Source organism: Acinetobacter sp. ANC 4910 (assembly GCF_004331035.1).
Lineage (GTDB): Bacteria > Pseudomonadota > Gammaproteobacteria > Pseudomonadales > Moraxellaceae > Acinetobacter.
The window spans coordinates 89,123-101,981 of record NZ_SJNT01000002.1; the positions used below are offsets into that span (position 1 = coordinate 89,123).

The 12,859-nt window shown below is 42.4% G+C and carries 14 protein-coding genes; 1 reads left to right on the forward strand and 13 read right to left on the reverse strand.

Annotation, left to right across the window (positions count from 1 at the left end; translation table 11 throughout):
• Positions 1–205: 205 nt before the first annotated feature.
• Entirely contained in the window at positions 206–691 is a 486-nt protein-coding gene (locus E0H82_RS16650; RefSeq protein ID WP_228258610.1) for a hypothetical protein, read from the forward strand.
• Positions 692–841: 150 nt separating this feature from the next.
• Here E0H82_RS16650 and E0H82_RS02240 read toward each other — a convergent pair whose 3' ends face one another.
• From E0H82_RS02240 to paaA, 13 genes are all read right to left on the reverse strand, one after another.
• A complete protein-coding gene (locus E0H82_RS02240; protein ID WP_131262799.1) occupies positions 842–1,453 on the reverse strand; it encodes a DUF805 domain-containing protein in 612 nt (203 codons plus the stop codon).
• A 311-nt stretch (positions 1,454–1,764) separates the two neighbouring features.
• Positions 1,765–2,367 carry a gamma carbonic anhydrase family protein gene (locus tag E0H82_RS02245; protein WP_131262800.1) on the reverse strand — a complete coding sequence of 201 codons (603 nt, stop codon included), beginning with the start codon at positions 2,365–2,367 and terminating at the stop codon, positions 1,765–1,767.
• A 35-nt stretch (positions 2,368–2,402) separates the two neighbouring features.
• Positions 2,403–3,344: a PaaX family transcriptional regulator C-terminal domain-containing protein gene (locus tag E0H82_RS02250; RefSeq protein WP_131262801.1), complete on the reverse strand. Its 942-nt coding sequence runs from the start codon at positions 3,342–3,344 to the stop codon at positions 2,403–2,405.
• A gap of 65 nt (positions 3,345–3,409) precedes the next feature.
• The gene (paaK, locus tag E0H82_RS02255) at positions 3,410–4,702 is read right to left on the reverse strand and encodes a phenylacetate--CoA ligase PaaK (protein ID WP_131262802.1); all 1,293 of its coding nucleotides are present in this window, start codon (positions 4,700–4,702) and stop codon (positions 3,410–3,412) included.
• A 59-nt stretch (positions 4,703–4,761) separates the two neighbouring features.
• Positions 4,762–5,973, reverse strand: coding sequence for a 3-oxoadipyl-CoA thiolase (gene pcaF, locus E0H82_RS02260; protein WP_131262803.1), 1,212 nt, complete (start codon positions 5,971–5,973; stop codon positions 4,762–4,764).
• 13 nt (positions 5,974–5,986) lie between these two features.
• Positions 5,987–7,543: a 3-hydroxyacyl-CoA dehydrogenase gene (locus tag E0H82_RS02265; protein WP_131262804.1), complete on the reverse strand. Its 1,557-nt coding sequence runs from the start codon at positions 7,541–7,543 to the stop codon at positions 5,987–5,989.
• Positions 7,544–7,546: 3 nt separating this feature from the next.
• Positions 7,547–8,338, reverse strand: coding sequence for a 2-(1,2-epoxy-1,2-dihydrophenyl)acetyl-CoA isomerase PaaG (paaG, locus tag E0H82_RS02270; RefSeq protein ID WP_131262805.1), 792 nt, complete (start codon positions 8,336–8,338; stop codon positions 7,547–7,549).
• Positions 8,338–9,108 carry an enoyl-CoA hydratase-related protein gene (locus E0H82_RS02275; RefSeq protein WP_131262806.1) on the reverse strand — a complete coding sequence of 257 codons (771 nt, stop codon included), beginning with the start codon at positions 9,106–9,108 and terminating at the stop codon, positions 8,338–8,340. Before E0H82_RS02275 ends, paaG begins: the two co-directional genes overlap by 1 nt.
• A gap of 21 nt (positions 9,109–9,129) precedes the next feature.
• Positions 9,130–10,188, reverse strand: coding sequence for a 1,2-phenylacetyl-CoA epoxidase subunit PaaE (gene paaE, locus E0H82_RS02280; protein ID WP_131262807.1), 1,059 nt, complete (start codon positions 10,186–10,188; stop codon positions 9,130–9,132).
• Between the two features lie 67 nt (positions 10,189–10,255).
• Entirely contained in the window at positions 10,256–10,756 is a 501-nt protein-coding gene (gene paaD, locus E0H82_RS02285) for a 1,2-phenylacetyl-CoA epoxidase subunit PaaD (RefSeq protein ID WP_131262808.1), read from the reverse strand.
• A gap of 25 nt (positions 10,757–10,781) precedes the next feature.
• Complete coding sequence (gene paaC, locus E0H82_RS02290; RefSeq protein WP_131262809.1) at positions 10,782–11,537, reverse strand: 1,2-phenylacetyl-CoA epoxidase subunit PaaC; 756 nt, start codon at positions 11,535–11,537, stop codon at positions 10,782–10,784.
• A gap of 17 nt (positions 11,538–11,554) precedes the next feature.
• On the reverse strand, positions 11,555–11,845 hold the full coding sequence (gene paaB / locus E0H82_RS02295) for a 1,2-phenylacetyl-CoA epoxidase subunit PaaB (RefSeq protein WP_116760241.1): 291 nt from the start codon (positions 11,843–11,845) through the stop codon (positions 11,555–11,557).
• A 30-nt stretch (positions 11,846–11,875) separates the two neighbouring features.
• Positions 11,876–12,820, reverse strand: coding sequence for a 1,2-phenylacetyl-CoA epoxidase subunit PaaA (paaA, locus tag E0H82_RS02300; protein ID WP_131262810.1), 945 nt, complete (start codon positions 12,818–12,820; stop codon positions 11,876–11,878).
• Between the last annotated feature and the right edge of the window lie 39 nt (positions 12,821–12,859).

The window sequence follows — 12,859 nt, forward strand, 5'->3', positions numbered from 1 at the left end:
AATTAATGAAGCAAATAGAAAAAGCCTCAAACGTCGTGCGAAATCTTAAAATTTAGTATTAATCCAATCACATGACCTGCGACATGGATGTCGCCCGTTCGTTAAGGGCACACGGACGTGCCCTTTAACGAACAAAGGGGTTTTGTTACTTTTGCCCAGTCAAAAGTAAAGATCATCTAAATTTTATTTTACAAGGTAGTCTTAAATGCAAATTGATCAATTAAATACGATAGCTACTTTTTTCGGTGCTTTAGTTGCTCTCATCATATTTATAAATTGGAAAAAACAAAAAGGGAGTGAGGTTATCTCAAATGAAGCAAAAGAAGCATTTCACTTAATAAATAGCATACCCAATCAAAAGAATCTTGTGCTTGAAGATATGCTTAAAATGGCTGTTGAAAATCAAGAACCGCTTGTACCAATCGATTTCGATAAGACTCGATTTGAAACTTTTAAGGACTTAAATATAGAAATCATTAAAAAATTAGATTTAATCGCTTTTGAAAACAAAGATCAAGAAACACTAACCATTATAGAAAACTATACCAATAGTTATAAAAATTTTGGAATTGTATATGTTCGCCCAACAACAACGAAAAACGTATTGGAACTTTATACATTCTACAATGACAACATAGATTGCTTAAAAATAGAACTCTACAAATATATTCTGTTCAAAAAGACAATATAATATTATCGAATCAAACATATTTGTTTTCATTTACTCCCACAAAAAATGAAAATCGTCTAGTTACTTCTGTTTGATCTAGCTTAAACTCAACCTGACAGCAACACAAAAAAAGAGTCACTGTCAGATCAAATCAAGTCTTAACGCATATATTTACTTCGCTGGCTCTCCCCACTGGTTCGATTCAGGCTTGGTTTCAGAAACAGCCCAAATTAACAATGGAATAAGACCAATAATGGTAAGCGCCAAGAGCATCCACCACCCCGAACGATTCACATCATGCAAGCGACGTACCCCGACTGCCAGTGTAGGTAAAAAGAAGAACAATGAAAGTAAACTAGAAATGGCATCTATTCCACCTTCGCTCACCCCCATAATACCTAGACTTAAACCAAGTATGAGTCCAATTAAAATTTGGAATAAATAGAAGTACCAATATTCTTTACGACGAGCACGCCCCGAAAAATTTACGTAATTCTTTAAACATTTCATTGCCCAATCGAAGAAACCAAAGTTTTCTTCGGTTTGTAGTTGGTCTGCATGCTGATTATTTGTTTTTTTAAAAACAGGCTGACGCGCAAATGCCTGCACATAAATACTGACAGCCTGATTTAAATCATTCACAGCAAAATCGACATTTTGACCACGTGCGGGTGAAGTATGGTCTTTCCATTCCGAACCAAAAAAGCTGTAGCGCTTTCCATCGTCCCCTTGGATTACCCCTTCATTAATCTGGAAATTAAAATCTACTAATGTACCTTTCATTATAAAGTTCCAATTGATATTCAATATTTTATTGTTGGAAGATTCATCATACTGGAACATTTTATTTTATAAAACAAATTCCTGTAACCAGCTCCAAAATGCCTTACTGGCAATGTTTGAAGGCTGTATCCATTCAATTTTTTACACATAAAATTGATGCGAAAAGTTGTCTTACCCCAAACACCGAACAAGACGATTTTCGCGATCTAAAATTTGAAGTGTTGAAGAATATTAAATCTAACAATTTGGAAAAATAGATACTTCAAACAGTTTTATGGCTCCATGTGAAGCCATATATTGCAAAGTCAGTTTTAAACTGCTTGACTCTTAATTACATGGTCAGTATTAAAATGTGTATGCGTTAAACGCATTGCTGAGTTTTCTGTTAAGGGTTCAACCTCTTGTAGACTGTTTAAACAGCGTAGAGTTAAATCCATATATTGCTGAGTACCCTTAAATTTCCACGCAATTTCTTTTTCATCCAAGCTACGAATCACGCGTGCAGGACTACCGATCACCAAGGAATTTGCTGGAATTTCAGCTTTGGCTTTCACCGTACTATTGGCACCGACAATGGTATTTTCGCCAATAATAGCTTCATCCAAAATTACGCTGTTCATACCAATTAAGACATTTTTAGCAATACGGCAACCGTGCAAAATTGCACCATGTCCAATATGACCAAACTCTTCGACCACGGTGACATTGTTCGGGAACCCATGAATAATGCAGGAATCCTGTACATTGGCATTTTTATGAATATGAATGCCGCCAAAGTCTGCGCGCAAGGCAGCAAAAGGACCAATATAAGCCCCTTCTTCAACAATTACATCCCCAATCAAAACTGCTGTGGGATGCACATAAGCTTTTGGGCTAACCACTGGAATAACACCATCTATGGCATAACACGGCATAGTTTGTTCCTTAAACTGTAGGGCTATATTTGAGCTTAGTAACTTGGCTCTTCCTGCTTTAAGCCACCAAAACGCTTATAGAATTGTGGATGTGCAGGTGGCATTGAACCTTCTGAAGTCCGTGCGATGTCGAGGAAGAATTCATCCCCTGCCAGTACCACGGTTTGATAGAGATTACTGCTTAAATTACGTGAATTGAGCGACAGCCAATTCGATGGCAATAATTCAAAAGGTAAATTCGGATCTTTCAATAAAATTCGACGATATTGATGAATCAATAAAATTCGAATTTGAAACGCTTGTATCGGATCGAGTTCATCTTCACTTTCGACCAAATTAAAGAATTCTCTGAAATCACTGATGAACTTTTCATAACGCTGATGTAGCTCTTGTACAGGCCAATTGATTTCGACCATGCGTTTCACAGTTGGATAAGACTCTTGCCATAACTGTAAAGCTTCAGCTTTAAAGATCACCACTTGGTCGGTCATCTTCAAACTAAGCAACAAATTTTGTAATTTCAGGTGATCACAGCCCGGATACGCCATAACATTGGTGGCGATATTGGCAAAACCGAGCCATTCCAACTCTTTTTTCAAAGTGACTTTATTTTCCAGTTCAACAGAACTGAGTAAGACCAGATCCCATTTTTGGTCCCACTCTTGTTGCGTAAAACTATAAATTTTCTGGTCTGCCATGATAAAGCGTTGGCGACTGCTTTCCGTGACACGGTAGTAACTGGTGCGTCCGATTTTCTCGGAAATCAGCCAACCATTTTGGACAAGGCGAAATACGGCTGTACGAACTGAACGTTCGTTAAAACCAAACACATCCATTAACTGAATTAAGCTGGCCAGACTAATAATGCCACCACGGTGAAAAATACAGTCACCAAAGATGGTCATAATTAGCGAGGTACCACTCAGTGCTTCGTTGCTAATGAAATCATCAATGACTTGTTTTAATTTTAGATTCATTTCGTTCAACTATTACCTTGTCAGACCAAAATGATAAATCATGTGATCTATCATTCAACTAAAACTTATGCCGATTTTCGAATATCAAAGACGCGTTGCGCTTTCCCCTCAGAACGTGGCAGGCTGCCTTCTGGTAAAATTTCAACCATGACTGAAATACCGACCATGGTTTTAATTTGGGCTTTCAATAAAGCAGCTATTTGCGGCGTCAATGTTTCACTCACATCTCTACGCATTTCAGCACGAATATGCAAAGTATCCAAGTGTCCTTTTTTGCAAATTTGAATTTGGTAGTTCGGCACCAATTGTGGAATATGTAAAATTTGCTCTTCAATTTGCGATGGGAACACATTTACCCCGCGAATAATCATCATGTCATCGCTACGACCAACAATTTTATCCATACGGCGCATGGTGCGTGCCGTACCTGGCAATAAACGGGTCAAGTCACGGGTACGGTAACGAATCACGGGCATCCCTTCTTTGGTAATGGTCGTGAATACCAACTCACCCAACTCGCCATCAGGGAGCACTTCACCTGTTTCAGGGTGAATGATTTCTGGATAGAAATGATCTTCCCAAATGGTCGGACCATCTTTGGTTTCTAGACATTCCATTGCGACACCAGGACCCATCACCTCAGATAAGCCATAAATGTCCAAAGCATCAATGCCTAGACGATCTTCAATCTCACGGCGCATTTCATTGGTCCATGGCTCAGCACCAAAGATCCCCGTTTTGATTGAGCAGTCTTTTGCTGTACCAAATTTATTTTCTAGCGCTTCAATAATATTCAAGCAATAAGATGGTGTCACCATCAATGCCGTCGGCTTAAAGTCCTGAATCAATTGCGCTTGACGCTCAGTTTGACCACCAGACATTGGAATCACAGTTGCACCCAAACGTTCTACACCATAATGCGCGCCTAGACCACCCGTGAACAGACCGTAGCCATAAGATACTTGTATAATGTCTTTATTTGACAAACCCGCCGCACGTAATGAGCGCGCAACGACATCTGACCAAACATTAATATCATTTTGAGTATAACCCACCACAGTCGGCTGACCTGTCGTACCTGATGAGGCATGAATACGGATAATCTGTTCTTGTGGCACAGCGAACATGCCAAATGGATAGTTATCACGTAAATCTTTTTTGGTGGTGAACGGAAATTTTGCCAAGTCGTCTAGAGATTTGAAATCATCAGGATGTACCCCTGCTTCATCAAATTTCTTTTTATAAACTGGACTATTTTCATAGGCGTGTTGCAGTGTCTTTTTCATACGCTCCAATTGCACATTACGTAATTCATCCACTGATACCGTTTCGATTTTTTCCATTGCATTGTTATTCATATTTTAAGTCCTTAAGCAGTCTTCCTGACTGCGGGTTAATTCATTTTGGGATGATGTCCTTAATCCACATTTTCTATAACCAGTGCGACACCCTGTCCTACGCCTACACACATCGTACACAGTGCATATTTTCCATTACGGCGCTTGAGTTCTTTCATCGCAGTAATCACCAAACGTGTTCCACTCATTCCCAATGGATGACCTAGGGCAATGGCACCGCCATTTGGATTGACACGCTGATCATCATCTTGCAACCCCAGTTCACGCATCACTGCAAGCGACTGCGCTGCAAAGGCTTCATTCAGTTCAATCACATCCATTTGATCAAGGGTTAAACCTGTCTGTTTCAATACTTTTTGTACCGCAGGCACAGGACCGATTCCCATGTATTTGGCTTCAACCCCAGCTTGTGCAATTGCCATCACTTTCGCCAATGGTTTTAAACCATGCTTGCTTGCAAACTCTGGGCTGCCCAGTAATATACAAGCCGCGCCATCATTGACACCTGATGCATTGCCCGCAGTCACCGAACCGCCTTCTTTACGGAAAGGGGCTTTTAAAGCTGCCAAGGTCTCAACTGTAGTCTCCGCACGTGGATGCTCATCGGTATCGATGGTCATGCTGTTTTTCTTACGATCTTGAATAGTCACTGGCAAAATCTCTTCTGCCAAAACACCATTTTGCTGTGCCACTGCGGTTTTTTGCTGACTGCGGTAGGCAAATAAGTCTTGGTCGTCACGGCTAATCTGGTATTTTTCCGCCACGTGTTCAGCCGTTTCAGGCATGCTATCGACACCAAAGTTCGCTTTGAATTTAGGATTGATAAAACGCCAGCCAATGGTGGTATCGAAGATTTCAGGGGTGCGGCTAAATGCCGTCGTCGCTTTAGATTGTACAAATGGTGCACGACTCATCGACTCCACGCCACCTGCCAATACAAACTGGACTTCACCCGATTTAATGGCACGTGCCGCAAGTCCTACTGCATCTAAACCAGAAGCGCATAAACGGTTCACGGTAATTGCAGGGACTGAATCGGGTAAACCCGCCAATAAGGATGCCATACGTGCAACATTACGGTTGTCTTCACCAGCTTGGTTGGCACAACCTAAAATTACCTCATCCAATTCATTCCAAGGCAAATGTGGATGTTGATTTTTCAAATACTGAATCGGTAATGCGGCTAAGTCATCGGCACGAATGCCACTTAAACCACCAGCATAGCGACCAATCGGGGTACGAATACCATCTAAAATATAAACTTGTTCCATTTGTCTTCTTCCTTTAGCCTGCAATAAGAAATTGTTGTGATTGCGGGCTGTTTTGCACCTGTCCTCGTGCAGTTTTTTTCGCTAAATATATACTTGGTCTGTAGCGTTCTTCACCATAAACACGATACAGATTTTTTAGAATTTTTAAAATAGTGTTGCATCCTATTTTTTCCGCCCACTGGAATGGACCTTGTGGATAGTTCACACCATATTTCATTGCAGAATCAATATCTTGCTCAGATGCAATACCATGTAAAACCGCTTCACACGCTTCATTCACCAACATTGAAATAGTTCGTAACACATAAAGTCCTGCATGGTCCTGTGTCCAAAGTGGTATCACATTCATACCAATGAACAAAATATCAACAACAGACCGATCAACTTCCGAACATGCCACTGAAGCTACAACAGGAATCGCTTTGGCTTGCGCCCAATCTGCATGCCAATCCATCAACACGACTTTCTGATCTGCATAATCCAGATCGACCGACTCGCCCAATGAAAGACGGATTGAAACTTCACCAACTAAGATTTCATCCTGCATGCCTTCTTGAAACTTCACGTCAAGGTGTGAGGCGTGTGCCAAACGCTGAATCAAGCCTGAAGAATGTTTCCAATCGCCTTTGACCGTGACCGCCAATTTCTCAACCGATTTGGCATAACGCACAGGCAATTCAAACTGTGGGCTTGGCGTTGCTTGTGCATAATCGTAAAAACCTTGTTGGGTTTTACGACCCAAACAACCTGCATCGACCAATTCTTTTTGAATAAGCGATGGACGATATCGCGGCTCATAAAAGAATTCTTGATAGACACTTTGTGTGACCGAGAAATTGACATCCTGACCAATTAAATCAGTCAATTCACACGGTCCCATGGCAAAACGACCACATTCACGCAGAATAAAATCTAATTGTTCAGGGCGTATGACATTTTCCTGTAACGCACGGAAGGCTTCCGCATAATATGGACGCGCCACACGATTGACGATGAAACCTGGGGTAGATTTTGCCAAGACAGGCACTTTTTTCCATAACTTCATCAATTCCAACAAAGCATCTGCAATTGCTGCTGAACTTTTTAAGCCGCGGATAATTTCCACCAGTTTCATCACAGGTGCAGGGTTAAAGAAATGTAAACCCACAACGCGCTCTGGATGTGGAATTGCCGCAGCAATGGCTGTAATCGAAATTGAAGAGGTATTCGATGCAAAAATTGTTTCTTTAGAACACACTTCGGCCAACTGTTGAAATAAGCTTTGCTTTACTTCTTTCTCTTCCACAATCGCTTCAATAATCAGTTGTGCGGTTGCTAACTGTGACAATTCCTGTGCAATACTTAAATTGGCAAAGGTGCTGTCATACAGCTCCTGGGTCATTTTTCCTGCTTGCACACGTTTCGTGAGTTGCGTAGCAAGTTGTTGTAATGCAGCTTCAGTTTTACTGACATCTACATCATACACAAAGGTTGGATGTCCATGCATCGCAGCCAATTGGGCGATACCAATTCCCATGGTACCCGCACCAATTACAGCGATAGGCGCCTGCTGTAAATTGATTTTATCCATGTTTTAGCAACCTTTATATTCTGGAGTACGCTTTTGCATAAAGGCTTGTACGCCTTCACGGTAATCGCTTGAACGACCTGCCAAACGCTGTAAATCACGTTCTAGAATCAACTGATCATCTAAATTGTTGTGTGCAGCCGCATGAATGGCTTTCTTAATCAGGGATAAACCATAAGTCGGTTGTTTCGCCAAATGTTCAGCCATTTTTTGTGATTCTGCTTTCAAGGCATCATCTTCAACCACTTGCCAAATCATGCCCAATTGCACTGCTTGCTCTGCTGGAATTTTATCGCCCAACATGGCTAAGCCCATTGCCTGTGCACGACCGACCAAACGTGGTAGGAACCATGTCCCACCAGAATCTGGAACCAAACCTAAGCGGCAGAAAGCTTGGATAAATGATGCTGATTTTGCAGCAATCACCAAGTCACAAGCCAAAGCAATGTTGGCACCCGCGCCTGCTGCAACGCCATTCACGGCACAGATCACAGGTTTAGGCATTTCAGTAATCAGTTTGATTAATGGGTTGTAATATTTTTCAATTGATAACCCTAAATCGGGTGCATCTGCATTGGGATCCACCACACGGTCATTTAAGTCCTGACCAGCACAGAAACCACGACCTTTTGCCGAAATTACCACTGCACGAATATTGCTGTCTTTAGACCATGCTTTAAGTACGCTCGATACTTCTTTGTGCATGGTTTCATTAAAGCTGTTAAGTTGTTGTGGACGGTTAAAAGTGAGATAGCCCACTGCATTTTTTTCTTCAACAATTACGGTTTGGTATTCCATTACACACCTCTAAATTCTGGTTTTCTTTTCTCTAAAAATGCATTAATGCCTTCTTGACGATCTTGCGTTGCTGCCAACCAAACAAAATGCTGACGTTCTAGCTTTAAACCTTGGCTTAAGGTCACTTCATGAATCGATTTCAAAGATTGCTTAATCACGCGGATGGCCAATGGCGCTTGTTTTGCAATTTTTTCCGCCAATTCCGCGGCATATTGTACGGTTAGGCCCACTGGGCACACTTGGCTAGTAATGCCATGTTGCAGCGCGGTTTGTGCAGAAATCATTTCCCCTGTCATTGCCCAACGCATGGTGAGTTGCTGCCCGACCAAACGGGCTAAACGCTGCGTACCGCCTGCGCCTGGCAACATACCAAGTCCAATTTCTGGCAAAGCAAATTGTGCATTTTCACCTGCAAGCACGATGTCACCATGCAGTGCCAATTCAAAACCTGCACCAAAGGCATAGCCATTGATCGCCATAATCAGGGGTTTAGAAAACTCATCAATACGCTTCCACAATTGTGGGCGCAGGTCTTGCTGAATACTGACCACATCCAGCTTAGACAATTCATTCAGGTCTGCACCTGCGGCAAAACATTGTGGATTGCCGGTAATCACCACCGTTTTCACCGCACTATCCGCTTCAAGCTGTTGCAGGCAGTCGGCAATTTCTTGCAAGGTGGCATTGTTTAAGGCATTACGTTTTTCAGGTCGGTTCAGTTCAATCAGTACTACGCCTGATTTTGGAGAACTGGTTTTAATGTATTCCATCTTACCGCTCCTTGTTCGGGCTTATTCATCAAAGCTCAAACGAACATTGGCTGACGTTGGCAATGCTTGACAGCTCAACACATAACCTTTTTCGACTTCATCTTGTTCAAGGCTATAGTTAATCGCCATTTCAACCTGACCTTCGAGCACCTTACATTTACAGGTTGCACAAACACCGCCTTTACAGGCATACGGTAAGTCTGCACCTGCACGCAGTGCTGCATCTAAAATACTGTCATCCTGTTTAGATACTTCAATGATCAGTTCACGACCATCCAGAATAATGTTGACCTTTTCTTCGCTACGGCTTTCGATTTGCTGTGCCGTTGCTCGTGGTGCCGTGCCAGTATTGAAGCGTTCGGTGTGAATTTTGCTGCGCTCGATACCAAATGTTGGCAGTACTGTTTCTACGGCGGTCATCATTTCTTCTGGACCGCAGGCAAAACAATGATCCGTATTTGCCTGAATTAATTGAGCCTTGAACAGTTGCTGTAATTTTTCTGCATCAATACGGCCATTAAAAATTTCACTGTCGTTCATTTCACGAGAAAAGATATTGATCAGTTGCAAACGCTCTTTAAAACGGTCTTTTAAATCCATGATTTGTTCTGCAAACATGGTTTGTTTCCAAGAACGGTTGCCATAGACCAAAGTAAACTGTGCATCTGCTTGGCGGTTTAAGACCGATTTCACAATCGATAAGATTGGGGTAATGCCACTGCCCGCAGCAAAACCAAGGTAATTTTGACCGCCCACTTTGGCGGCTTTTTGGAAGAACACGCCTTGCGGTGGCATCACTTCAAGTACATCGCCTGCTTTTAAGTGATCATTGGCCCACGTTGAAAATTGCCCTTGATCAATTTTTTTAATCGCAATACTCATGTCTTCTGCGACATCGCTACAAATGGAGTAGCAACGGCGTAATTCGCCTTCATCAGTCATATGACGAATGGTTAAGTGTTGTCCTGGCTGATATTCAAATGCAGCGAACTGCTCAGGTGCCAAATCAAATGCAATGCAAATTGCCTGTTCAGTTTGTGGCTGAATGGATTTAATCGTTAATGGTACAAATTGGCTCATCTAAAATTCCCTCTTTCTTTTCGATTTTTCAATGTGTGAGACATGGGTTCTTTGCAAATGTCTTGAATTAAATGCACTTGAAATAATCGAAAGGTTCTAAGCAGTCTTGGCAACGATATAAGGCTTTACATGCTGTCGAACTAAATTCACTTAATAATTTGGTGTGCTGACTGTGGCAACGCGGACATTGAATGCCATCGGTCAAAGCGACATGCGTACCACAACTGTGAGCATTCCCCTGCGGTGGCGCAATTCCATATTGCTGCAATTTTTCTTTGCCCGCTTCGCTCATCCAATCTGTGGTCCACACTTCGGAAAGATCCACCACCACTTTTACTGGGGTCAAACCTTTGGCTGCAAAGGCTTGGGTAATATCTGCCGTGAGCACATCCGTCGCGGGGCAGCCGCTATAGGTTGGCGTGAGTCGCACGACAATTTCATTCTGCGCGTTGAGTTCAACACCACGAATCATGCCTAAATCAAGCACAGACAAGACTGGAATTTCAGGATCAGAGACCTGCGCTAACACACTCCAGCATTCATCTGCGACATGTCGAATTAAATTCATACGACTCACTCCCTGTGATTTCGTTTTACCAAGTCATATTTGGATATGAACGTTGTATGTATTGCATTTCTGCGAGGATGTAACCCAAGTGTTCCGTGTGCAGTCCTTGTTTTGCACCACTTCGATAGGCACCTGTTTCTGGAAGACTGAGTTGCATACGGACAAGTTCTGATTGCACAGTCTCAAGCCATTGATCTTTTAAAATTTCAAGATTTGGAATTAAACCTGCATCAACCAACTGCATTTCATCAGCGCTAAGCTGGAACAATTCTTGAGTAAAACGCCATAACTGGTTTAAACCATTTTGAGTTTTTTCATGCGCTTCGGCAGTGCCCAAGCTCAAACGCTCCATCCATGTGGTCGAAAAACGTAAGTGATATTTCACTTCTTTTAAAGATTTGAGCGCAAATGCAGAAACATCGGCGTGGCTGCTGTTGGTTAATGCTGCCAACAACAATGCATGGTAATGATCCATCAACCATTGACGCACGATGGTTTGTGCAAAATCACCATTCGGCTGTTCAGCCAACAATAAATTACGGTATTCACGTTCTGTTCTGAAATACGCCAGTTGGTCTTCATCGCGATCTAAACCTTCAATCTGACCAGCAAGACTTAAGGCTGTGCGTGCCTGACCTAACAAATCCAGACCAATATTGGCTAAAGCAATATCGAGTTCTAACTCTGGTGCATGTCCACACCATTCAGCCAAACGGTGTGACAGGATCAGTTGGCTATCGCCCACATGTAACAGAAATTCTGCTAAAACTTGCTTACTCATGGTTTTTCTCCCTTCCCTTACATGTGCTCAATGCCATCTGGAATGTTGTAAAACGTAGGATGGCGATAAACCTTATCTAAAGAGGGATCGAAAAATTCTGGTTTTTCGTCAGGTTGAGAAGATCTAATCAACTCAGATTTAATCACCCAAATACTGATGCCTTCATTGCGACGTGTATAGACATCACGTGCATTTTGCAGTGCCACTTCATCATCCGATGCACGAATACTACCCACATGGCGATGACTTAAACCTTGTTTACTGCGGATAAACACTTCGTAAAGTGACCAGTTATTTTTGTTATCCATGACCTTATTTCCCTTCATCTCTGATCTGAATTAAGCAACTTTCTGTGCTTGCTGCTGTTCTTGTTGTTTCTTGGCATAGACTGCGGCAGATTCACGCACCCATGCACCGCCTTCCCATGCTTTACGTCGCGCTTCAATACGTTCGTGGTTACATGGACCTTTGCCCGCAATCACGTCAAAAAACTCATCCCAATTCACTTCGCCAAATTGGTAATGCCCCGTGTCTTCATTGAATTTTAAGTCTGGATCTGGAACAGTTAGGCCAAGTTGCAAGACTTGTGGCACGGTGTTGTCGACAAACTTTTGACGCAAAACATCATTACTGAAAAGTTTGACCTTCCATTGCATGCTTTGCGCGCTGTTTGGAGAGTTGTCATCACTTGGACCAAACATCATGAGGGCTGGCCACCAAAAACGATTCACGGCATCTTGTGCCATCTGTTTTTGTTCTTCTGTACCATTTGCCAATTGCATCATGGCTTCAAAGCCTTGGCGTTGGTGGAAACTTTCTTCTTTACAGATACGTACCATAGCCCGTGCATAAGGACCATAAGAGGTACGGCACAGTGCAACCTGATTCACAATGGCAGCGCCATCCACCAACCAACCAATCGCAGCCACATCTGCCCAAGTAAGTGTTGGATAGTTAAAAATCGATGAATATTTCATACGCCCTGCAATGAGCTTATCCATCATGTCATCACGGTCAGCACCCAAAGTTTCTGCGGCACTGTAAAGATACAAGGCATGACCTGCTTCATCTTGCACTTTAGCCAACAAAACTGCTTTGCGTTTTAAGGTTGGCGCACGCGTAATCCAATTACCTTCTGGCAACATGCCTACAACTTCAGAGTGTCCATGTTGACCAATTTGACGAATTAAGGTGTTGCGGTAGGCATCTGGCATCCAATCCTTTGGCTCAATTGAAATGTCCTTTTCAATGCGCTGATCAAAAGCTTGTTGTTGGTTATTCATTTTTCCCTCACTTATCCCAAGTGTCGTTACAGTTAAATT